This is a genomic window from Nonomuraea sp. NPDC050680 (genome assembly GCF_040654555.1).
Taxonomy (GTDB): Bacteria; Actinomycetota; Actinomycetes; order Streptosporangiales; family Streptosporangiaceae; genus Nonomuraea.
In genome coordinates this window covers 275,234-296,589 of the sequence record NZ_JBFAIF010000010.1, presented here as the reverse complement: position 1 = coordinate 296,589, position 21,356 = coordinate 275,234, and the positions used below count along the sequence as shown (strand labels likewise).

Genomic DNA, 21,356 nt, shown 5'->3' with positions numbered 1-21,356 from the left:
TCATTCTCCTTTGGTGGGGGTACGGATGAGGTCGCGGACGACCTTCGGGGGCTTGCCTGTCACCCGGGCGATGGTGATGCGCTCCAGGACCCACAGCACGACGGTCCCGGCCGAGAGGGTGGCGCCCAAGACGCACACGCCGGGCCAGCCGCTGTGCGCCCAGACCGCCGAAGCCAGCGCGGACCCCACCGCGCCGCCGACGAAAAGGGCGGTCATGAAGGCGGAGTTGATCCGGTTGCGGGCCTCGGGCCGGAGCGCGTAGAGGACGTTCTGGCTGCTGTTGAGCACCGCCTGATGCGCCAGGTCCAGCACGAGCACGCCGACGAGCAGCCAGGCCGGCGAGTGCGCCCCGGCCGCGATCGCCGACCAGGACGCCACCAGCAGGACCGTCCCGGCGCCGGTCACGATCTGTACGTATCCGCGGTCGGCCAGCCGCCCGGCCACCGTGGCGGTCAGCGCGCCCACGGCACCGGCCAGCCCGAGCAGGCCGATGGCCGACTCCGACCAGCCGTACGGCGAGCCCGCCAGCAGGAAGGTCAGCGCCGTCCACAGCACGCTGAACGAGGCGAGGCTCAGCGCGCCGATCCCCGCCCGCCACCGCAGCAATGGCTCGTACCGGAACATCGCCACCGTCGAGCGCAGCAGACCGGCGTAAGACCGGTGTCCGCCGTCTCCGCCGTCTCCGCCGAGCCGGGGCAGGAAGATGCGCAGCAGCACGGCCATCGATGCCATCAGGACCGCGCTCACCCAGTAGACCGTCCGCCACCCGCCCAGCTCCGACAATGCTCCGGACGCGGTACGCGCCAGCAACAGGCCGAGCATCAGCCCGGTCATCACCGTGCCGACCACCCGGCCACGCTCGGCCGGGGCCGCCAGCGTCGCCGCGAACGGCACCACGACCTGCGCTCCCACCGAGGTCAGCGCGGTGAGGGCCGTACTGGCCAAGAGCACCGTGCCGTTAGGGGCATTGGCCGAGACCAGTAGAAACACCGCGGTCGCCGCGTAGAGCGACATGGCGAGCCGCCGCCGCTCCACCAGGTCGCCGAGCGGCACCAGCAGGATCAGCCCCAGTGCGTACCCGATCTGTGCGGCCGTCACCACCAGCGCCGCCCGCGACGGCCCCATCTCCAGCTCCCGGCCGATCAGGTCGAGCAGCGGCTGCGCGAAGTAGTTGCCCGCGACGGCCAGCCCGGTCGCCACCGACATGAGGAAGAGCAGCCCGCGCGACAGGCCGCCGTCCGTGTTGTGAGGTCTCATCGCCGTCATGCCCCCACCTTGGGCGACAGGCGATCAATGAGTCCAACGCATGTTTGTCATCGAACCGATCGTGTATCACGATTGATCCATGGAACTGCAGCAGATGCGCTATGTCGTCGCGGTCGCGGAGACGAGCAACTTCACCCGCGCCGCCGAGCAGTGCCTGGTCGTCCAGTCCGCGCTGAGCCACCAGATCGCCCGCCTGGAACGTGAGCTGGGTGCCAAGCTGTTCGATCGCACCAGCCGCCGCGTCCGGCTGACCCCCGCCGGTGAGGCGTTCCTGCCCGCGGCCCGGCAGGCTCTGGACGCCGCCGAACGAGCCCGCGCCGAGGTGTCGGCCGCCGCCGGCGAGATCCGCGGCCGGCTCGCCATCGGCGCCATCCCCACCGTCGCGGCGGTCGATCTGCCGGCCGCGCTGAAACAGTTCCACCTGCGGCATCGGCAGGTACGGATCAGCCTCCGCTCGGGGGCGAGCGAGGATCTCATCGAACGGGTGCAGCAGGGCACCCTGGACGCCGCCTTCCTGGGGCTTCCCCTGGGCGTACGCCCCAAGGGAGTCCGCGGCCGCGAACTGGCGCGCGGCGACCTCGTCGCCATGGTGGCACCCGACCACCCGCTGGCCGACGAGCAGTGCGTGGACCTGCGGCAACTGTCGGACGAACCGTTCGTCGACTTCCCTCCGGGCACCGCCGCGCGGGCCCAGTCGGACGAGGCGTTCGCGGCGGCCGGAGTGCGGCGCGAGGTCGCCTTCGAAGTGACGACCGTGGACTTCATCGCTCGCCTGATCCGGCAGGGCCTGGGCGTCGGGATGCTGCCCGCCGCCTTCGCGGCCGAACTCCCCGATCTGCCCATCCTCCAACTCCGCGACGCTCCCGCCCGCATGGAGCACCTCATCTGGAGTCGCTTCCCTCCCTCCCCCGTCGCCACGGCGTTCCTGTCCACGCTCGGCATCTCGGCAGCGGAATCCGCGGCGGTGGTTCCCGCCGAATAGGTCAAGAAAGCGCTCAACGGCTTTCGGCGTCGAGCATTCCTCCTTACCTGCCCTGATCGGGAGAATGCGCGAAGGAGAGGCTGCGGCAGCTCGCCCCTTACTTCGTCCCGTCCGGCCAGGAGCCCCCCGGCCTACCGCAGCGATCGGCCCATGACGAGACGATGGAACGACATCGTCGCGATCCCCGGAGAAGCGCCGGCACAATTGCCAATAACCAAAGTCGAGTCATTATCATCAAACCCCCCACAGCATCGCCACAAATTCGCCATAAACTCACCATACAGCCCGCCCAACTGCGCAAACGCATGAATGAATCACCTCCAAATTATAGCTCCATGGGCGATTTGAACATCGTTCTGCGAAATCGTCAAGCTCTTGTCAAATCGATTTATCGGCACTTATCCTCCAGGTGATCAAATCACTTTTTCTCTTATTCCTGGAGGCACCACTTGCGCCGATTAGCGCTCCCCGTCGCCGTCGCGGCGATGCTCCTCCCCTTCCTCGCCCCAGAGGTCTCCGCCGCCGCGGCCCAGAAGGTCTCCGCCACCGCGGCCCAGAAGGTCTCCGCCACCGTGCTCGCCGACCCGCCGCCGGCCGACGTGCAGGAGATCGGCCCCGGCCAGTACTCCTCCGACACCCAGACCTTCAGGCTCACCGAGCTGGACGTGTCGGCGGGCGCGATCAGCCGCAAGCACGGTGTGGCCCTGGCCGGTGGCGATCTGGCCCGGCCGCAGTCGGCTCCGGCCACCCGCCCTGAGCTGGGCGTCTTCGGCGCGAGCTGGCAGGCCGAGTTCGCCGGCGGGGAGATCAACCGGAAGCTCGAGAACCAGAACGGCACCCTTGTCGTGACGGAGCTCGACGACGGAACATCGACCCGCTACCCGCTGAAGAGCAGCGTCTCCACTCCCGACGGCGGCGGTATCCAGACGTACGAAGCCGACGACGGATCCAAGATCACCGAAACCACCAAGTGGGACGCGGCCGTCGGAGCGATGCGCACCACGACGACCGAGACGTTCGTGACGGACCTGGGCGCCCAGGAGGCGGACGACGACACCTTCACCAACGCCGACGGCACACCCATCAGCGGTAACGACCTCAAGCTCACCTACACCTGGTCGCGGCCGGCCGGGGCGCCGAGCGCCGACCCCTGGCGGGTGACCAGTGTCGGCACCACCGCCTTCGGCAGGTCCTCGATCGCCTACGACGCCCAGGGCCGGGTCAGCAGCGTCAAGGAACCGGCAAACGCCGAGTCGCCCGAGTCCGTCACCACGTTCACCTACGCCACGACCACCACGGCCACCGGCAGCTCCTTCGGCGACTACGCGGGCCGGCTCAAGAGCGCCACGGTCACCTACGGCACCCAGTCACCGCAAACCGAGGCGAGCTACTCCTACGACCCGAACGGCCTGCTAAGGACCGTGACGGACCCCAGCGTCGGCGCCACCCAGGCGACCTACGCCTACGACCCGGTGGGACGTCTGTCGTCGATCGATTCCGTCAGCAATGGCGGCTGGCAGCTGTCCTTCCCGGCGGGCGCCGCGGCTCCCCAGGTGACCCTCACCAGCACCGACCTGCCCGCCAACGGCGGAGCGACCGAGGGCGCGGCCGGCCTCGACGACCCCAACGCCACCGAGCCGCCGGCCGGCGACTTCCTGCCGGACGGCGTGGACCCCCCGCAGTCCTACCCGAAGAAGTGCAACACTGCTAAAACCTGGATGTGGTACACCAAGTCGGGCTGCTCGGCCTGGGCCTACCACGGCGGCAAATGGCGCAAGCCCGACTGGAAGCGGACCGCCAGCGGCTTCAAGGTCCGGGGCATCGTCTACGACCACTGCACGAAGTCTCCGGACCGCCCCTCCAAGTTCGACTTCCGACCGGCCTGTGACTCCCACGACTACGGGTACGGCCTGATGACCAACCAGAAGAAGCACTACAAGTACTACCTCGACCGCAACACCGTGCGAAAGCTCGACGTGGACACCCGCTTTTACATCACCTTGAAGGACAAGGTGTGCGGTGGCTACTTCTTCCTGGTCCGTGGCGCCTGCCGAAAGATCGCGGCGGTCTACTACGCGGCAGTCCTCGCCTTCGGCATGCCGTGATAACGGCGTGAGCAAGCCGTGAAACCTGCGCAGTGACCTTCCTCGGGCCGGATGGTGGCATCAGCCGCCATCCGGCTCCGTGGTCCGCCGGGCGCGGTGGGCCCGGAGTTTGTGGCGGTTGCCGCAACGCTCCATCGCGCACCAGCGCCGGGCGCCGGGACGGGAGGAGTCGACGAACACGAGCGGGCAGTCGTCACTCGCGCACTCGCGAATGCGCTCGCGGAGTGGCCCGGACAGCAGCTCGATCATCTCCCGCGCCAGCGTCGACAGCGCTTGCGTCGCCCGCACCGGCGGCACCCACCCCGCTGTCGTGCCGCCGGCGACGAGCTCGGGGCCCAACTCGGGACCCAGCTGGGGGCCCAAGTCGGGAACCAGCTCGGCGACCAACTCGGGGATCAGCGGCGCCGCGGTCGCGGCCCGGTTGATGATCGCGACCGCCCCGGCGGGGAGGGGGCGACGCGCGGCCTGGGCGTGCGCCGCGTCCCAGATCGCCAGGCGGAGGGCCTTGGCCGCGCTCAGCTCGCCGGCCGTCACGGGGACCGTCATGACCGCGGCCAGCGGCGGCTCGGCCAGCCATTCTCCCAGGTCGGCAGGCTCGTGCAGGGTTTCGAACACCGCGTAACGGCCCTCACCGCCCGTGTGGGCGAAGTCCAGGCAGACGGCGCCGGCGTCGAACGAGAACGACCCTCCCTTGGGGTCGTGCAGCATCCGGCCGGTTGCACTCGCTCGCATGAAACCACTATAACTGGTGTCGAACGTAACCACTAATACTGGTGTTCGAGTCAGAGGAGGGCGACACATGAGCACACGGCACATCAACCCCGAGGGACTCCACCGCAGCCCGGCCTTCAGCCAGGCCGTCGTGGTCGAACAGCCGGCCAAGACGATCTACATCAGCGGGCAGAACGGCGTCGGCGCCGACGGCAAGGTCGTCGGTCCCACGGTCGGGGAGCAGTCCAGGCAGGCGTTCCGCAACCTCGCGGCCATCTTGGAGAGCGAAGGGGCGAGCCTGGCGAACATCGTGCACTGGCGCATCGCCGTGGTGGACGGCCACACCTTCGAGGAGGGCGTGGCCGCCTTCCAGGAGGTGTGGAACCGGGCCGACCCGCCGCCGGCCATCACGGTCCACGTCGTCGCCGGTCTGGGTCGCGGCTTCCTCGTCGAGATCGACGCCGTCGCCGTCGTGTGAGCCCGCGAGTGGCACGCCGAAAACCCGCCGCCCGCACGCGCTGACCGACCGGCCGCAGCGGGAACAGGTCGACTACGAGGCCGGGCGGGTGCGGTGATGTGGGGCGGCAAGCGACTACTTGTCCGTTGATCCGAGGCGTACACGAGAGGCAGTAAGTTTCCTCAGGACAATTTATTGTTTCCTGGCGACATTGTTTTCTGCTGCTGCGCACCCTAGTGTCGGTCCGGGCCGACCACCCGGCCGCGGGCCCAGGTGCTCGTTGACGTTCAGGGAGAAACGCGTGTCACTCGACGACCTCGCCCGTATGATCGCCGACCCCTCGATCGAGTACCGTCCCGAGTTGCGCTGGTGGCTGGCGGAGGGCCTGCACACCGACGAGACGCTGGTCCGGGAGATCGACAGCGCGCACCGGCTGGGTTTCGGCGGGATGGAGTTCCTCGCGATGGACGAGGGCGACATCGACCACTCCCGCTATGGCTGGGGCGCGGAGGAGTGGGTGCACGACTCCCAGGTGGTCGTCGAGGAGACCACCAAACGGAACATGTCGGTGAGCTTCACCTCCGGCACGAACTGGTCGAACGCCAACCTCCCCACGATCACCCCCGACCACCCGGCCGCGGCCCAGGAGCTCGACGTGGTGTTCGAGGACCTCGCCCCTTCGGGCTCGCGCAGCGGGGCGCTGCCGCGCATCGACCTCGACGCCGAGCCGCCCACGCTGCACATTCCCGGCCACCGCGGCAAGGTCACCGAGCAGCACCTGGTGGCCGTCGTGGCCGCCCGCTCGCTGGAGACCGGCGCGACGGGCGCGATCCTCGACCTCGACTCCATCATCGACCTCTCCGACCAGGTGCGGGACGAGGCGCTGGAGTGGAGCGCGCCCGCCGACGGCGACTGGCGGCTCTTCGTCTTCTGGATGCACGGCACCGGACAGACCGCCTCACCCTCGGCGTCGGTCAACTACACCGTCAACTACCTGGACCGGGACGGGGTCGACGCGGTCATCGACTACTGGGACTCGGTCGTCCTCACACCGGAGCTGCGCAAGCAGATCAGCCGCAACCCCCGCGCGCAGATGTACATGGACTCCCTCGAACTGTCCGTCTACGGCGCCGGTGGCATGTTCTGGGGGCGTACTGTCGCGCGGGAGTTCCGCGCCCGTCGCGGGTACGACCTCACCCGCTGGCTGCCCTTCCTGGTCCGGTCCGCGCCTTTCATGGCTGTCAGCACGACCTACCACAACGACGTACGCGAGGAGCACCGCGTCACCGTCGAGAAGGTGCGCTTCGACTACGTACGTACGCTCACCGACCTCTACATCGAGAACATGCTGCGCCCCTTCGCCGCGTTCCTGCACGACAACGCGATCTCGCTCCGCGCGGAGATCAGCTACGGACTGCCGTTCGAGCTCACCCGCCCGGGACCGGAGGTCGACGGCATCGAGACGGAGTCGCTGGAGTTCGGCGCGCAGATCGACGCCTATCGCTTGCTGGCCGGGCCGGCTCACCTGTTCGGCAAGCAGTACTCCTCCGAGACCGGCGCGACCACCCGCAACCACATCCTCGACCACCGCTTCTACGACCAGATCATCGCCACCCAGCTGGCGGCGGGGATCACCAAGACCGTGCTGCACGGCTGGGCGAGCACCGCGGGCGCGGAGGGCGTCACCCATTGGCCCGGACATGAGGGCATGTGGCCGATGTTCTCCGAGCGGTTCGACACGCGCCAGCCCGCGGCGGAGTTCTACCCGCTGTGGAACAAGGCGATCGGCCGCTATCAGTGCGTCCTGCGGCAGGGCAGGCCGCGGATCGACGTGGGGATCCTCCGTACCGACCACTTCACCGACAACACCTCGGGACTGGTCTTCCTCGACCCGGACGGGCGGCGGATCCCGGACGAGGACGCCTACGGGCGCATGTGGATGCGCGACCGGCACAACCACTGGTGGCAGGACCTGGGTATGCAGGACGCCGGGTGGACCTACGAGTTCTTCGACGGGTCGCTGCTGCTGCGCGAGGAGGTGTCGTTCGCGGACGGGCTCGTGCAACCGCACGGCCCGGGCTACCAGGCGCTCGTCGTCTACCAGGACACGCTCGACCCGGACGTGGCGGTCAAGCTCCTGGAGTGGGCGCGGCAGGGCCTGAAGCTGCTCATCGTCAACGGTGCCACCGAGCTCAAGTGGCTCATGACCGGCCAGTACACCACCCACGCCCATGCCGCCGCCCGCACCCCGGGACTCGACGGCCGCGACGAGGAACTCGCCCAGACGATGGCGCGGCTTCGCGAGCTGCCGACCGTCGCCGAGGTGAGCGACCCGTCCGGCACCGTCGAGGCGCTGCGCGAGCTCGGCATGGCCGGACGCGGCGAGTTCACCGGCGACGACCGCAGCCTGCTCAGTCACCTGCGTGAGGACGGCGACCTGCTGCACCTGTACCTGTACCACTTCCTGTACGAGACCGGTGAGCCGACCACGGTCGAGGTCGCCCTCCCCGGCACCGGGACGGCTCACCGGATCGACGCCTGGACCGGCGACATCCGCCCCCACCCCGGCATCCGGCACGAAGCGGGACGGACGCTCATCACCGTGACCCTGGCACCCGGCGAGACCGCGCTGCTCACGATCGACCGCTCGGTGCGGGAGCCGGCGGGCTCCGAGCCCGTCAAGCCGTACCTCCTCCAGGAGATCACGGAGTGGACGACCACGGTCGAGAGCTGGGACGCCGGCGAGTTCGAGGTGATCAGAGAGGATCGCGGGCTCGGCTACGAGACCCGCGAGGTACGGCCCACCACCGCGATCACCCGCCTCGACGGTGGCCGCGGCCCGCTCCGCCCGTGGAAGGACCTCCCTGAGGTCGGTCCCGACGTCAGCGGCGTCGGCGCGTACGACGCGACGTTCGTCCTGGAGGAGGCGCCCGTCGCGGAAGCCAGGTACGTGCTCGACCTGGGATCGACGGCGGGTGCTCTCGGCTCTGTTCAGGTCAATGAGGGCCCGGTCAAGGGCTTCGACACCTCCCGCCCGAACGTGGACGTCACCTCCGACCTGCGGCCTGGGGAGAACACGGTGACGGTCCGGGTGTCGAGCTCGCTGAACAACCGGCTGCTCGCCCGCGGCTACTACGACTCGGTCCCCGACATCGCCGCCCAACTCGCTGGAGGCGCCGGGATGCAGCAGACCGAGGTACACGATCACGGCCTGCTCGGACCGGTGCGGCTGCTGCTCCTACGCGAAGCGACGGCGGGCTGAGCCGACCGGGAGGGCGGGGGCCGCTGGATCCGGTCGCCCGCCCGCCCGACCGGCAGTAGGGTTCCCGGGGATACAACGGGCGAGGGGAGGCACATCGTGACGCGGACGCAACGCCACGAGCTGGACGATCAGGACATCGACCTGTCATCCGTCATCGCCCCGGACCTCCTTGATCCGCGCGTCTCGCTCTCCTCGATCGTCCACTGGGCGGACAGTCATGCGGTACGGCTGGCGCTCATGACGGCCGTCGATTTCCCCGTCAACGATGTGCCGATGTTCCTCGTCGTGAACCAGCTCAGCTACCGGGGAGCGATGCGCCCCAGCGACCTCGCGCTGGCCCTCGGAACAGGGCGGGCCAATCTCACCAAGATCGCTCATCGCCTGCACGACGCCGGCCTCATCGTGCGTGTTCGCGAGCCATCGGACGAACGCGGCGTGTTGCTCGCCCTCACCCCCCGCGGCCGGGAGATCGGGGAGCGGATCATGGAGTGCGTCCAGCAAGATCTTGAATCGCTCCTCGCGGACTGGAGCGACGAGGACGTGGACACGCTCAAACGCCTCCTCGCCCGCCTGGCCCGCGACACGACGTGGAAGCTGCCCACGCCGAAGGGCTACGCCAGGTCGGGCTGAGGTCTCCTGGTCCCCACGGCCTCGTCGGCGAGACGGCGGACGAGGCGCCGGACCCGATCCAGTCGCTGGCGGCGTTTTTCGCCAACCTCGCCGAGTACGCGGGTCTCTATCGCAGCCTGCTGGGACCGCAGGGAAGCGCGCGCGTCATCGACCACGTACGCCGCCGGATCACCGCGACCATTCACCTCGCCACATGCGTGTCACCGGTCGCGGCCCCTCAGGTCCCGCATGACGTGCCCGCAGCGTTCACCGCCGGCGCGCTCATCGGCGTGGCCGCCGACTGGCTCCAGCGCGGATGCCCGCGGACACCGGCCGAGATGGCCGCGTCGACGTGGCCCCTGCTCGCCGCTCTCCACCACGTCGACGGCGGCACGCCCACCCACCACGCGTGAGGGGGTCGGCTATCTCCCCCGGAAGGGACCCAGCCAGGACAGGCCGAGGCGGTCAGATTTCCTTGACGAAGACGATGGCGTCGATCTCGTCGATGGTGGCCGGGTCCAGGGAGAGGTAGGTGTAGTCGACCGGCACGCGGGGCGCCGGCTTCCGTTCCAGGGTCGCGAGGAGACGGCCGGGATCGATGACGGCGCGGGCGTGGGGCAGGGTCGACAGGAGCCCTTCGAGAGTGTCGGAAGGGGGGACGTCGGAGCCGCGGGTGCCGAAGGTGGCGGCGGCGAAGGCGTACTGGTCGCCGAGGTGGGTGCCGATGATGGCGCCCGCGCTCCACCACTGGAGCGGCTGACCGGCGAAACACAAGTGACTCTTGTCGCGCTGCAGGTGGCGGTTGCCGGCGAACGCGAGCGTGGGGCCGCGACGGGCCTCACGGCGGACGATGGCGTCGAGGTTGTCGGCCATCATCGCATCGCGCAGGCACATGAGCACACCGAGGCGGGTGGGCGCGGTGTCGGCCAGGCCGGCGTGGTAGCGCAGGAGCCCGGCGGCGGTGCGAGCGTGCAGGTCGGCGCGCCACCAGTCGTCGGGTGAGGTGGTGGCCGTCAGGTGGGGGGCGTGCGCGGTGAGCAGCGCCCGCAGGTCGTCGGCGATCAGGCGCAGTTCCTTGGCCTCGGGGGTGCGGCCGACGGACTGGGTGGGATCCATGACGCCCCGGTCGGTCCAGCGCTCGTCGGAGCCGAGCAGCTCGTCGAGGGTCTCGCGACTCCACGCCGGCTCGAGGTGGGCGGCGAGGTAGTCGTACAGTGCGGTCAGGGCCGGGCGGGGACTGGCGACGCCGGCCACCTCCAAGGGGGCGTCGAAGCCGTAGAAGCGGAGCCGCTCGTGCGGGGGACGCTGCTCGTTGCAGGCGCGCATCCAGCGCAGGAGCTCACGGTTGGCGGGTGAGGCGCCGAAGCCGTGGCTGAAGCCGCGGCTCATCGCGTCGTCGAGGGTCGTGGTGCCGTCGGTGACGTACGCGTCGGCGGTCAGGGCCGCGAGGCAGTCGCTCTCCAGGGTGATCGAGCGGTAGCCCTCGTGTTCGACGAGGTGATGGAAGAGCTCGTTGCGCAGCTCGAGGAAGGCTTCGACGCCATGGGTGGGCTCCCCGAGGCCGAGCAGGCGGGTGGTGGGAGACAGGAGCGCGGTGAGGGCGCCGCCGGTGAGAGGACGGGCGGCGTCCCAGCTGGAAGCTGTCATGTCATTCGACTGTATCGTTGAACCTTTTGTGTAGACTTTGGCGGCATTTCTGGCTGTTCACGAGGGCGTACCTTCAAACAGCGGATCACGTGCTCTCGGCGTCGACCGCGTCCGCGAACGCGCCCATGGACGTGAAGGTCCAGTCCGGGGTGACATCGGCCGACGGCGCCGGCGTCGCTCCCCCGCCCGGGTTGCCGTGACGGCGGTTGATCCACACGGTCGGCAGGCCCGCGGCCTTGGCCGGCACGTGGTCGTGGAACATGCTCTGCGCTACGTGGAGCAACCTGCCCTCGGCCACCCCGAGCCGCTCGACCTCGCGCGCCAGCGCCTCGAAGTTGCGGGGAGACGGCTTGTAGGAGCCGATGTCCTCGGCGGTGAGGATGCTGGTGAAGGTGACGCCGAGGCGCTTGTTGGAGCCGGCGAAGGAGGCCCGGTCCACGTTGGACAAGATGATGAGCTTGTACCGGCGCGCGAGCCGCTCGAGCGCCGCCGCCGAGTCGGGGAAGGCCGGCCAGTCAGGCACGGAGACCGCCAGCCGCTCGGCCTCCTCGTCACTGACCGGCACGCCGAGCTTGGCGCCCAGGCCACGCATCGCCCGCGCCAGGATTCGCGGGTAGAGGTCGCCGGGGTGCTCGACCTCAGCCTGCGCCTCGCGCGGCGCGTACGCCGTCAGCAGTTGCTCGTCAGTCATCCGGAGATCGTGCGCGTCCGCCCACTTACGCAGCACGGCCGCGATGCCGGTCTCCCAGTCAATGAGGGTCCCGTAGCAGTCGAAGCTGAGGGCATCGAAGTCGCTGAAGTTCGTAACCATATGAATCGACACGGTTAACCGTATAACAGGCAGTCAGGGGCCGAGATCGAACGTCGCCGACGGCGTGCGCGGGCCAGCAGCATTGACAGAGCCCCCGAAGGTCAGACAACCTACCGTAACGAAAGATTATGCGGCAGTGCATAATTATGCAATGGGAGCTGCTATGCGCAAGCGCAGAGTGATCATCAACACCGACGCCAAGAACGAGGCGGATGACCAGTTCGCCATCGTCCACGGGTTGCTGTCACCGACTCTCGACATGCGCGGGCTGATCCCTGCCCATTTCGGCACCTGGCGATCGCAGCGGAGCATGGAGGAGTCCCGTGCGGAGATCGACCTCCTGCTGGATCTGCTCGGCCTGACCGGCTCCGTCACCGTCGCGAACGGCGCGGCGACGCCGCTGCCGGACGAGTACACCGCGGTGGACTCCCCCGGCGCCCGGCTGATCATCGAGGAGTCGAAGCTCGCGAGCGAGGAAGACCCGCTCTATGTGGCCTTCCTCGGGCCGCTGACCGACATGGCCACCGCGATCCTCCTGGACCCCGATCTCGTACGACGGCCGCTGGTCGTGATCTGGATCGGCGGCTCCGGCTATCGCGGCTACGACGAAGGCACGCGGATCGAGTTCAACCTCTCCAACGACGTCCACGCCGCCAACGTGGTGTTCGACTCCGGTATGACCGTGTGGCAGGTGCCCAGAGACGTCTACACCAAGGTCTCGGTGAGCTACGCCGAACTGGCGGAGAAGATCGGCGACGCCGGCCCCCTGGGTCGCTACCTGATCAAGCAACTGCACGAATGGAACGCGACCTACCACCCCGGGCCGATCGAGTCCCGCTCTCTGGGCGATTCACCGGCCATCGCGTTGATGCTCTTCCCCGCGAGCGGAAACCTGCGTGTCAGACCCGCTCCCCGCTTCGGCGCGGACGGCTCCTACCTCCCCGGTTCGAACCATCCGATCCGGGTCTGCGAGGAGGTCGATGTGCGGTTCCTGCTGGAGGACATGTTCGCCAAGATCCGCGCCTTCGGACGCGAGCACGACTGACGCGCGAGCCTCCTGCGGACGACTGGTCCGCAGGAGAAGTTGTGCGCAGGCTTGGCCGTCACACGTCCGCCGAACTTCGGTGACGAGGTCTACCCCGGTGAACTTATGAAGTCCAACAGCTCCGGGACTCCTGCGGTCGGCTCCGGGACCGCTTCGTGCCGGCCCTGCTTTATGAGAGCGGGATGCGCATCGGGCAGGCGTTGGGCCTGCGGCACGAGGACTTGCGCACCTGGGAACGCGTCATTGCCATCGTCCCGCGCGGCGACAATGTCAACGCGAGATGTTCCGGAGAGCGAGAGCCGCTCCGCCTGCCGCTTCAGTACCGTGACTTCGCATGACCGACACCGAGATCGAGATCACCCCAGACCTGGTCCGCGACCTACTGCAGGAGCAGCATCCAGACCTTGCAGGGCTGGCCATCCGAGAGGTGGTGGGCGGTTGGGGCAACCAGATGTGGCGCCTCGGGGACGAGTTGGCCGTGCGCATGCAGCGCATGGCCCCCACCCCGGAGCTCCAGCTCAAGGAGCGGCGGTGGCTACCCGTGCTGGCCCCGGGCCTGCCGCTCCCGGTGCCGACCCCGGTGCGGTTCGGCGAACCGTCCGAGCGCTTCCCCAAGCACTGGACCGTGATGACGTGGGTTCCCGGCGAGCCGCTGGACCACGGCTCGATCAGCCGCAGCGCCCACGCGGCCGACACGCTGGCGGGCTTCCTCCAGGCGCTCCATGTGAAGGCGCCCGCCGACGCCCCGATCGCTACGGACCGCGGTGCCCATCCCAGGAACTGCACGCACGGCTTCGAGAACTTCTTGCAGGCCATTGACCCCGACGCCGTCGGCGATGTCCGCGCCGTCCGGGCCGTCTGGGCCGATGCCGTCGCGGCCCCCGAGTGGGAGGGCCCGCCGATGTGGGTGCACGGCGACCTCCATCCCGCGAATGTCGTCGTCTCGGACGGGACGCTCTCGGGCGTGATCGATTTCGATGCCTTGTTCGCCGGCGATCCGGCGTGGGACCTCGCCGCCGCATGGGTGCTGCTACCCGCGGGCACGGCCTCACGGTTCTTCGACGCGTACGCGCACGCGGACGAGGCGGCGATCCGGCGCGCCCGCGGGCTGGCCGCTTTGAAGAGCCTCTTCCTGATGCTCATGGGGCAGAACGGAGATCGGGGCCTTCCCGGCGGCAAGCCGAACTGGGGACCTGCGGGCCGGGCGGCACTTGATCGTGTTCTGAAGGGCGTTTGATACACCCTCCTTTGAACTTGTTCTCGATCTTGGTTGAGGGCCATGCGGCAGCCGACCTTCGTGGGTCACTCGTGGTGGAGATGTCAAGGTCCACGGCCGTATGCTGCCCGCGGCCCCGATCGAGCCGGCGGAGCCTCTCCTCGGCGCCGGCCAGGCTGACCTGGAGACCTTCGGACGTCGCGGACCGGACGGCACAGCGGCCTACCAGCGCTACCCCGGAAGTGGTGCTCCTGCAACGCTCTGGTCAACTCGATGCAGTCTCCGACGGTGATGTCGGCGGCGAGGCCGCCCTTGCGGATCACGATCCAGATCAGCTTGTTCATCGCGTCGGACCTGGCCCATCCGGCTGCGTGCTGGGTGTGCAGCTCTAGGTTGCCGAAGCCCTCGGGATCGATTGCCGTGCCAGCCCGCAGGTCAGCTCGTCACGCTGATGACGCCGGACCGGGACGGCCCGGCTCGATAACTGAAAGATCCTGCACCGAGTTGCGCCGGGACGCCTCCACCTCTTATCTTGGAATAGTCGTTCCAAGATAAGAGGTGGAGAGATGCCCGACATCAAACACTTCGATCCCGACACGGTTCTGGACCAGGTGGTGAACCTGTTCTGGCAACGCGGGACCGACACCACCGGCATCGCCGACGTCGTCCAGGCGACCGGGCTCAGCCGCTCCAGCCTGTATGCGTCCTTCGGCGGCAAGGCGCAGTTGCAGGCCGCCGCGCTGGGCCGCTACCTGGAGCTGCGGTCGCGGCCGGTGTTCGAGGCCCTGGCCGCCGACATCCGGGGCGTGCCGGCCATTGCCGCGTTCTTCGAACGGCTGGTGGCGGCACGTTGTACGGGCGAGCACGCCCGCTGGGGCTGCCTGGTCACCAACACGCACGCCACGGCGAGCGGTGGCCTGCCGGAGATCCGCGAGATTCTGGACCGCCACCACGACGCGCTCCGGGCGGCGATGCGCACAGCGCTCGAGACCGCACGCGCCGACGGCCAACTCCGGGCCGGTCTGGATGTCGAGGCGGCCGCTGAAGCGCTGACCCTGCAGGCCTACGCGGTCAACCTGCGCTCACGAGCCGGCGCCGAGGCGGCCGTGCTGCTGGCGGGCGTGCGCGCCGTACTTGACGGATTCACCACTACCGAGGAGAGATGATGAGCGGTTTTCGCACCTACAACGAAACCGACGCCCCCGAGGCCGCCCGCCCCATGCTGGAGGCGGCCAAGAAGCGCATGGGCTTCGTGACCACGCTGAACGGGGTGATGGCCGAGTCGCCGGAACTGCTGGCCGGCTACAACGCGCTGGCCGAGCAGTTCGGCAAGTCGTCACTACCCTTGGCGGCCAAGCAGGTGGTGCTGATCACCGCCAGCGTGGAGAACGGCTGCGAATACTGCGTGGCCGCGCACTCCACGCTCGCGCTGCGCGCACGGGTGCCGACCGAGGTGGTTGAGGCTCTGCGCACGGGTCGGCCGATCGCTGACCAGGCGCTGGAGGCGGTGCGCCGCCTCACCCAAGCGGTCGTGGCGCAGCGGGGCTGGGTGGCCGAGGCCGAGATCGAGGCGTTCCTGGCCGTCGGCCACACCCGCCGGCACGTGCTGGACGTCGTGCTCGGCGTCGGCATGAAGACGCTGTCGAACTACACCAACCACATCGCCCACACGCCGCTGGATCCGGCCTGGACCGATCAGCAATGGAGGCGGGAGCAGGCGACAGCCTGACCCGGTGGCTGATTGGCCCGGGTGCCGTCCAGAGCGGCGGGCGGCACCCGTTGGCGGCCCAGTTCACGGCCCTGAACAGCTACAACGCCGGCCCGCGATCCCTTACCGCCGTATTCCGGCCGCCTTCCTGGAAAAGGCCTCGTACGGCGACTTCATCGCCTTCGACCTCGATGAGCCCAAGGGCATCGTCGAGGGTGAGCGCACCCGCGGCCAGCCCGAGAACGATCGAGGCCTCAGCGCGTACGACGGCATCGAGATCGCCGCCATCGTGCAGGGCCACCTCGATGCCCGAGCCCGTCGCCCGCACCTGGAGCAGCCGGCCGTCGACCGCGATCCCCACCCTCGACGCCTGGCGTGCGGCCATCCTGCCGGTGAGCAAGGCGCGCAGGCCGACGATGAGCCAGTCGGCCTGGAAGCGGTCGCCGCCCGGCCCACGCGCCATGAGTGGCGTGGACCAGCGGATGAGGCCCTCAATCGGCTCCCGCAGTTCGGCGCCCCACGGGGTGAGCGCGTACACGATGGCGTTGCCCTCTTCGGCCAGCCGCCGCTCGACCACTCCGGCGGTTTCAAGGTCGCGCAGACGGTCGGTGAGCAGGTTGGTGGCCACGCCGGGCAGCCCATCGAGCAGTTCGCGGTAGCGGGCGGGAGCGATGAGGAGCTGGCGGACGATGAGCAGATTCCACCGGTCGCCCACGACATCGAGCGCCTGGGCGAGACCGCAGTACTGGCCGTAGCTCCGACTCATGGCAGCCACTTTACATTCTCAAGTATGCCTGACAACATCCAGTACATCGCCGGTAGGGTGCGTGGTCACGAGTGACGTGCGAAGGCCCACTGGCGCGATCCCGGCTCTGACCCCCAGAAAGGCGCTGACATGATCCCGGCCGCGGCGCACGGCGGTGCGGCCGACGCCATGGCCCAGGCTCGTGCGGCATTGCGGGAGGTTGTTCCCCGCCTCGTCGCACTTGTACGGAGCGTCCCCGACCCCCACGCCGTTGCGGTCGGTACGTGGACGGTGGGCGATGTCGCGGCTCACCTGACTCATGTCCTCCGCTTCGACGCCGACGCCGTCGCCGCACGACCGGTCCCGGACGCCGCGGTGACGACGGCGGGAATGGCCGAGGTCAACGCGAAGATGCTTGCCGAGGACGGCGAACGGGCCCCATCGGTTCTCGCAGCTCGTATCGCCGCGCTTGCCGGCGAGTTCGACGACATCGCGTCGCGCTCGGGAGCGGCCACCGTTGATTGGCTGCAAGGCGTCTGCCTGCCGCCTTCGGTGGTGGCGTGTCATCTGCTCGAGGAATGCCTGATCCACGGCCACGACATCGCCGCGGCCACCGGGCGCTCGTGGCCGATCCAGCGCCACCACGCTCTGCTCGCGGTCGAGGGCGGCGTGCTGCCACTCGTCGCGGCGCTGCCGCCCACGGCCTTGGTGAACCAGGACAAGGCCGGATCCTTCCGAGCTCGCGTCGACCTGCGCCTGCGTGGAGGCGGACGCACGTTGATGGTCTTCGACCGCGGTTCATTGACCCTCGACTCGGGGTCCGCACGCGACGTCGACGCGTACCTGTCTGCTGACCCCGCCGCTCTCATGCTGGTGTTCATCGGCCGACAAGGCCTCGGGAAACCCCTTCTAGGCGGAAAACTCGCCGCTTGGGGCCCTCGGCCATGGAAGCTCGCCCGCATGCTCACCGCCATCAGCCCCCCATAGGCCGCTGGAGTTCGGCCTGTCGCTGACCGGTGCGGGCTGAGGGTCGTCGGCTATCACGGTGGTCGCGGGGCTGGTCTGCCTGCCGCCGGTGGCCGGGGAGCGGTTGGAACACGACGAGGGCGTGGAGGGGGCCGAGACCAAGGCGGGGTTGGCGCAGCGCGTCTACGCGGCCATGGACGACCACCTGGCCCGCCGAGCCCGAGCCGAAGCCGACGGTCGATACAACACGGCGCCGAGCCCGCGAAGCCTGGCGACCGCTTTGGCCGGTGGTCACCAGGCGGCGCGCGGCGGGTCGCCCTCGCCCGGACGCTGGTCGACGGTGATCGGCACCGAGGTGACCGCGCCATCGGCGAGGCCGACCCGGTAGGCGCGCCAGTTGTGCACGTACAGGAGGTGTTCGCCGGTCCCGTCGACGCTGAAGCGCAGGCTCAGCGAGGCGCCGGGCGGCAGCTCCGGCCGGGCCAGGACCTGCGCCGGCCCGCCGGCCACGGGGACGCGCTCGACGATATGCCCGGACGCATAGATCAGCGCGCTGCCGTCGGGGGTGTGGGCCACCGACTCGATCAGCATGACGCCCGAGACGTTCTTGATGATCCGGGGCGCGGCACCTTCCGGGTCGGCGCCCAGGCGGGCGAGGTCGAGCGAGGCGAGGGCCCGGCCACCCAGCACACACGCGAGCGAGCGGCCGTCCGGGGCCCAGGACAGGCCGGTCACCATCGAGTACGCCGACGTCTTCCAGTCCCGGCGCCGGCCGGTGGCGACGTCGAGCACGGAGATCTTGGCGCCACCTCCGATGAGCGGCGTGGAGTAGGCCAGCCGGGTGCCGTCGGCGCTGATGGCTAGGTCGTAGACCATCATGAGGTCGTCGGGGTCGGTCTGCGTGATGGCCACCGGCTTCCCGGGCCGCCCGTCCTCACCGAGGCGTACCAGGAAGAACCGGATCTCCGGATTCTTCGGCTCGGTCCAGCCGGCGACGGCGAACGTGCGGTTGTCCCGGGCGGCGGCCACGAGGTGCCAAGAGCTCTCGACGCCGGGCGGCAGCGGGATGTTCGCGATGAACGCCCCGGTCTCGGCGTTGTGCACGGCGGGCGGCACCGGGGTGAAGACAGCGGTCTTGGACCTGCCGGGGAAGTAGGTGAGCGGAGTGCGCGCGGAGACGAAGAACCGCGGCGGGCCCGTGGCGGCCAGGGGTGCTCCGGTCGCCATGGGCTCGGCCAAGGAGGTCGCCATCGGGAGCGGGTGCCGTACCGGACCCGAGGACACCATGGGCGAGGGCGACGACGGGACCACCGTGAGCGAAGACGCCAGGGGCTGGGGCGCGCCGGCGAGTGACACCCGGTCGGCGGCCGGATCGGCGCATCCGGCGGCCAGGACGGCCAGGGCTAAGCCCGTCAGGGCGGCGGACATACGGGAGGACATGTAGCGATCATCGTATGGCACGGCCTTCTTGGCATCAGGTACGCGCCGACGGACCCGAGCCTCTCCCCCTCTCATCGGGCCGCATGGCGGTTGACCTGCGGATTCGCGAGGGCGGCGGGCAGGGTTCCGCGCATTGTTAGAGGATTGTCAAATCTTCAGTGGATGGATCTTCCCCAACCTAAGATCACTCCCATGCTGATTCACCGAACCTTACGGACGATCACCATCCTCGCCGCGACGTTCACCGTCGCGCTGTCCGGGGCGGTCACAGGGGGCGCGAGCGCGGCTACGGCCGACGAGGCCCAGCCCAAGTCCGACCGTCAGCTGCTCTTCTACAATCACGCCTACAGCGTCGTCGACAAGGAGACCGCCGACGCGGTCGAGAACTCCGGCTACCTGCGGAAGTTCGCCAACTTCGAGGTCCGCACCACGACCGGTGGCGGGATTACCTGGAAAGGCCGCTACCTGAAGGGCCGCGAGACCTACCTGGAGCTCTTCTCGGTGGGCGACCTGCCCGGCCAGGACGCCGAGTTCGGCTCCGCCGGGCTCGGGACCTCGGTCGAGCGCGCCGGGGACCTCGGCACGGTGACCGAGCGCCTGAAGGCCGCGGGGATCGCCAACCCGTTCCCGTACCGCCAGACCCGTGACTTCGGCGACGGCGTCAAGGTGCCGTGGTTCGACACCATCCGTGCCACCGGCGACCAGTACGACGCCTTCGACCCGTGGGGGATGGAATACCTGCCGGAGTACTTCGCCGACCCGCGCAGCAACACCGAGCCCGCTAGCTTCCCCGGCGACGTCGGCCGTGAGCGCTACCTGCCCGACGACTACCGCGACCACCTGATGCGTGACGTGACCTCCATCCGCATCGGGGTGCCCGCCCGCGACCTCGCCAACACGGTGCCGCTGCTGCGCGCCGGTGGCTTCACCCTCCAGACACTGGCCGGCGGTGGCGTCGTCGCCACGGGCGGTGGCACCCGGATCCAGCTGGACTCCGTTCCGCGCGAGCAGGCCGGCCTGAAGCAGATCCAGATGTCGCTCAACAAGCCCCTGCTGTCCATGACCGAGGAGCGGATCGGCCGGTCCACCCTCTCCGTCGGCCCCGGCGCGCGCGCCGTGTGGACCTTCGACGCGCCCGCCAAATAGGCATCGCTCCACGCGAGTAAGCGTCACTCCACCCGAGGAAGCGTCACTCCACCCGAGTAAGCAGTGTCGGCGAGGAAAGCCTCGCCGGCACCGAGGGCGGCGTGACGCTCCCGCCGTCCCCCAGACCCGGCGCGGCGCGATGGAGCCGGTCAGTGCGGGAGCTCGACCGACACGTACGGGGTCAGTGCCCGGAGGAAGTCCGCCGCCTCGAACATCGCGCCCGCCGAGGCCAGGCCCGTTGTCCGCGTGTGCCCGGCGAGGATCCGCTGGACCGCCTCCACCGCCAGAGGCGCGGTGACCGCGTAGATGTCCTGGCCACGGGCCGTGGCGCGGCGCTCGACACCGCCCGCGCGTACCAGGACGTCGACGACGAAAGTCTGGTCCGACCGTCCCAGGGCGTCGACCGGCTCCGGCGCCGGCGTGTCCGCCTTGGCCAGGTCCCTCGCGGCTTCGACGGTCATGTAGGTGCGGACTTCAGGCACGGCCAGGTGACTGGGCACGGTGACGACATCGGCCATCGTGAACTCCGCGATCACCGCCCGCCGGCCCAGCGGCTCTGGAAAGAGCCAGTCCTGCTCCGCCACCTTGTCGTCGTGGTAGCGCAGCGCGCCGTCCGTGAACCGCACCCGACGGCCCGCGCGGCGCTCATGGGACACCTGACCGGCCGCCCGCGTGCCCGCGGTGGGATGCCAGCTGCTCAGTCCGTACGCGACGTGCGCCTCGTCCGCCGAAGTCCACTCTGCCATCGCCGCGGTCACCAGCAGGTCGCCCAGCCCACCGTAGAAGGCCATCGCCGGCACCACGGGTGTGCCCGTTGTTCCGGCTGCTGCCGCATGGTCGGCGAACATCGCGGCGTTCGCCTCGATCTCGGCCGCGACGTCGACGTACGGGATCCCCGCGCGCAAGGCCGCCGCGACGACCGGGCCGCCCGTCACCGCGAACGGTCCCGCGCAGTTGATGACGGCCGCCGCGCCGGCGAGGGCTCTGTCCAGTGAGCTCGCGTCGTCCACGGTGGCCGGCCGCACGACGACGTCGGTCCATTCGGCCGCCAGCGTCTCCAGCCGGGCCGCATCACGGCCGGAGACGACCGTGGCGATGCCACGCCTTCGTAGCTCGGCGACGATGAAGCGACCGGTGTGCCCTGTGGCCCCGTAGACCACCACTGCGGCCGTCGTGCTCATGTTTCCCCCATCTCGATGTTCTGATGGGCCTCAGTCTCTCGGCGGGCGGGACCCGATGG

Annotated in this window: 19 protein-coding genes; 12 read left to right on the top strand and 7 right to left on the bottom strand. The window is 69.4% G+C overall.

Translation table 11 applies throughout. From position 1 onward, the window contains the following. Positions 1-1,266 carry an MFS transporter gene (locus tag AB0H88_RS30715; protein ID WP_357650539.1) on the bottom strand — a complete coding sequence of 422 codons (1,266 nt, stop codon included), beginning with the start codon at positions 1,264-1,266 and terminating at the stop codon, positions 1-3. Between the two features lie 79 nt (positions 1,267-1,345). Here AB0H88_RS30715 and AB0H88_RS30710 point away from each other — a divergent pair, with 79 nt between their 5' ends. After that, entirely contained in the window at positions 1,346-2,248 is a 903-nt protein-coding gene (locus AB0H88_RS30710; protein WP_357650537.1) for a LysR substrate-binding domain-containing protein, read from the top strand. 449 nt (positions 2,249-2,697) lie between these two features. Then, positions 2,698-4,353: a phospholipase A2 gene (locus tag AB0H88_RS30705; protein ID WP_357650535.1), complete on the top strand. Its 1,656-nt coding sequence runs from the start codon at positions 2,698-2,700 to the stop codon at positions 4,351-4,353. A 60-nt stretch (positions 4,354-4,413) separates the two neighbouring features. On the opposite strand, the gene AB0H88_RS30700 is transcribed toward AB0H88_RS30705, so the two are convergent. Then, positions 4,414-5,085, bottom strand: coding sequence for a CGNR zinc finger domain-containing protein (locus AB0H88_RS30700; protein ID WP_357650533.1), 672 nt, complete (start codon positions 5,083-5,085; stop codon positions 4,414-4,416). 67 nt (positions 5,086-5,152) lie between these two features. On the opposite strand from AB0H88_RS30700, the gene AB0H88_RS30695 reads away from it, so the two are divergent. From AB0H88_RS30695 to AB0H88_RS30680, 4 genes are all read left to right on the top strand, one after another. Next, positions 5,153-5,542, top strand: coding sequence for a RidA family protein (locus tag AB0H88_RS30695; protein ID WP_357650531.1), 390 nt, complete (start codon positions 5,153-5,155; stop codon positions 5,540-5,542). Between the two features lie 280 nt (positions 5,543-5,822). Further along, complete coding sequence (locus AB0H88_RS30690; protein WP_357650529.1) at positions 5,823-8,783, top strand: glycosyl hydrolase; 2,961 nt, start codon at positions 5,823-5,825, stop codon at positions 8,781-8,783. 96 nt (positions 8,784-8,879) lie between these two features. Next, complete coding sequence (locus tag AB0H88_RS30685; protein ID WP_357650527.1) at positions 8,880-9,413, top strand: MarR family transcriptional regulator; 534 nt, start codon at positions 8,880-8,882, stop codon at positions 9,411-9,413. Continuing rightward, positions 9,371-9,805, top strand: coding sequence for a TetR-like C-terminal domain-containing protein (locus AB0H88_RS30680; RefSeq protein WP_357650525.1), 435 nt, complete (start codon positions 9,371-9,373; stop codon positions 9,803-9,805). The genes AB0H88_RS30685 and AB0H88_RS30680 overlap by 43 nt, the downstream gene beginning before the upstream one ends. A gap of 52 nt (positions 9,806-9,857) precedes the next feature. Here AB0H88_RS30680 and AB0H88_RS30675 read toward each other — a convergent pair whose 3' ends face one another. Both AB0H88_RS30675 and AB0H88_RS30670 read right to left on the bottom strand, forming a co-directional pair. Continuing rightward, a complete protein-coding gene (locus AB0H88_RS30675; protein WP_357650523.1) occupies positions 9,858-11,039 on the bottom strand; it encodes an erythromycin esterase family protein in 1,182 nt (393 codons plus the stop codon). 85 nt (positions 11,040-11,124) lie between these two features. After that, a complete protein-coding gene (locus tag AB0H88_RS30670) occupies positions 11,125-11,862 on the bottom strand; it encodes a haloacid dehalogenase type II (protein ID WP_357650520.1) in 738 nt (245 codons plus the stop codon). Between the two features lie 151 nt (positions 11,863-12,013). Between AB0H88_RS30670 and AB0H88_RS30665 the strand changes: the two genes are divergently transcribed. From AB0H88_RS30665 to AB0H88_RS30650, 4 genes are all read left to right on the top strand, one after another. Further along, positions 12,014-12,895, top strand: coding sequence for a nucleoside hydrolase (locus AB0H88_RS30665; protein ID WP_357650518.1), 882 nt, complete (start codon positions 12,014-12,016; stop codon positions 12,893-12,895). A gap of 334 nt (positions 12,896-13,229) precedes the next feature. Continuing rightward, complete coding sequence (locus AB0H88_RS30660) at positions 13,230-14,132, top strand: aminoglycoside phosphotransferase family protein (RefSeq protein WP_357650516.1); 903 nt, start codon at positions 13,230-13,232, stop codon at positions 14,130-14,132. Between the two features lie 545 nt (positions 14,133-14,677). Beyond that, positions 14,678-15,277, top strand: a complete 600-nt coding sequence (locus tag AB0H88_RS30655; protein WP_357650514.1) for a helix-turn-helix domain-containing protein — start codon at positions 14,678-14,680, stop codon at positions 15,275-15,277. Continuing rightward, positions 15,274-15,840: a carboxymuconolactone decarboxylase family protein gene (locus AB0H88_RS30650; protein WP_357650512.1), complete on the top strand. Its 567-nt coding sequence runs from the start codon at positions 15,274-15,276 to the stop codon at positions 15,838-15,840. Before AB0H88_RS30655 ends, AB0H88_RS30650 begins: the two co-directional genes overlap by 4 nt. Before the next feature lie 79 nt (positions 15,841-15,919). Here the strand turns inward: AB0H88_RS30650 and AB0H88_RS30645 are convergent, their stop codons facing one another. After that, positions 15,920-16,585 carry a helix-turn-helix domain-containing protein gene (locus AB0H88_RS30645; RefSeq protein WP_357650510.1) on the bottom strand — a complete coding sequence of 222 codons (666 nt, stop codon included), beginning with the start codon at positions 16,583-16,585 and terminating at the stop codon, positions 15,920-15,922. Between the two features lie 129 nt (positions 16,586-16,714). Between AB0H88_RS30645 and AB0H88_RS30640 the strand changes: the two genes are divergently transcribed. Next, the gene (locus AB0H88_RS30640; protein WP_357650509.1) at positions 16,715-17,551 is read left to right on the top strand and encodes a maleylpyruvate isomerase N-terminal domain-containing protein; all 837 of its coding nucleotides are present in this window, start codon (positions 16,715-16,717) and stop codon (positions 17,549-17,551) included. 270 nt (positions 17,552-17,821) lie between these two features. On the opposite strand, the gene AB0H88_RS30635 is transcribed toward AB0H88_RS30640, so the two are convergent. Beyond that, positions 17,822-18,970, bottom strand: coding sequence for a hypothetical protein (locus AB0H88_RS30635; protein ID WP_357650507.1), 1,149 nt, complete (start codon positions 18,968-18,970; stop codon positions 17,822-17,824). A gap of 192 nt (positions 18,971-19,162) precedes the next feature. Here AB0H88_RS30635 and AB0H88_RS30630 point away from each other — a divergent pair, with 192 nt between their 5' ends. Next, positions 19,163-20,116 (top strand): DUF5829 family protein, encoded by a 954-nt coding sequence (locus AB0H88_RS30630; RefSeq protein WP_357650505.1) that lies wholly within the window; start codon positions 19,163-19,165, stop codon positions 20,114-20,116. A 149-nt stretch (positions 20,117-20,265) separates the two neighbouring features. On the opposite strand, the gene AB0H88_RS30625 is transcribed toward AB0H88_RS30630, so the two are convergent. Continuing rightward, entirely contained in the window at positions 20,266-21,297 is a 1,032-nt protein-coding gene (locus AB0H88_RS30625; RefSeq protein ID WP_357650503.1) for a saccharopine dehydrogenase NADP-binding domain-containing protein, read from the bottom strand. Positions 21,298-21,356: the final 59 nt, after the last annotated feature.

What these genes read in the sequence shown, in the direction of transcription:
- AB0H88_RS30655 (WP_357650514.1), top strand. Translation starts at nt 14,678, where the DNA reads ATGCCCGACATCAAACACTTCGATCCCGACACGGTTCTGGACCAGGTG.
- AB0H88_RS30640 (WP_357650509.1), top strand. Translation starts at nt 16,715, where the DNA reads ATGATCCCGGCCGCGGCGCACGGCGGTGCGGCCGACGCCATGGCCCAG.
- AB0H88_RS30660 (WP_357650516.1), top strand. Translation starts at nt 13,230, where the DNA reads ATGACCGACACCGAGATCGAGATCACCCCAGACCTGGTCCGCGACCTA.
- AB0H88_RS30715 (WP_357650539.1), bottom strand. Translation starts at nt 1,266, where the DNA reads ATGACGGCGATGAGACCTCACAACACGGACGGCGGCCTGTCGCGCGGG.
- AB0H88_RS30695 (WP_357650531.1), top strand. Translation starts at nt 5,153, where the DNA reads ATGAGCACACGGCACATCAACCCCGAGGGACTCCACCGCAGCCCGGCC.
- AB0H88_RS30650 (WP_357650512.1), top strand. Translation starts at nt 15,274, where the DNA reads ATGATGAGCGGTTTTCGCACCTACAACGAAACCGACGCCCCCGAGGCC.
- AB0H88_RS30635 (WP_357650507.1), bottom strand. Translation starts at nt 18,970, where the DNA reads ATGTCCTCCCGTATGTCCGCCGCCCTGACGGGCTTAGCCCTGGCCGTC.
- AB0H88_RS30645 (WP_357650510.1), bottom strand. Translation starts at nt 16,585, where the DNA reads ATGAGTCGGAGCTACGGCCAGTACTGCGGTCTCGCCCAGGCGCTCGAT.
- AB0H88_RS30630 (WP_357650505.1), top strand. Translation starts at nt 19,163, where the DNA reads ATGCTGATTCACCGAACCTTACGGACGATCACCATCCTCGCCGCGACG.
- AB0H88_RS30700 (WP_357650533.1), bottom strand. Translation starts at nt 5,085, where the DNA reads ATGCGAGCGAGTGCAACCGGCCGGATGCTGCACGACCCCAAGGGAGGG.
- AB0H88_RS30665 (WP_357650518.1), top strand. Translation starts at nt 12,014, where the DNA reads ATGCGCAAGCGCAGAGTGATCATCAACACCGACGCCAAGAACGAGGCG.
- AB0H88_RS30625 (WP_357650503.1), bottom strand. Translation starts at nt 21,297, where the DNA reads ATGAGCACGACGGCCGCAGTGGTGGTCTACGGGGCCACAGGGCACACC.
- AB0H88_RS30675 (WP_357650523.1), bottom strand. Translation starts at nt 11,039, where the DNA reads ATGACAGCTTCCAGCTGGGACGCCGCCCGTCCTCTCACCGGCGGCGCC.
- AB0H88_RS30710 (WP_357650537.1), top strand. Translation starts at nt 1,346, where the DNA reads ATGGAACTGCAGCAGATGCGCTATGTCGTCGCGGTCGCGGAGACGAGC.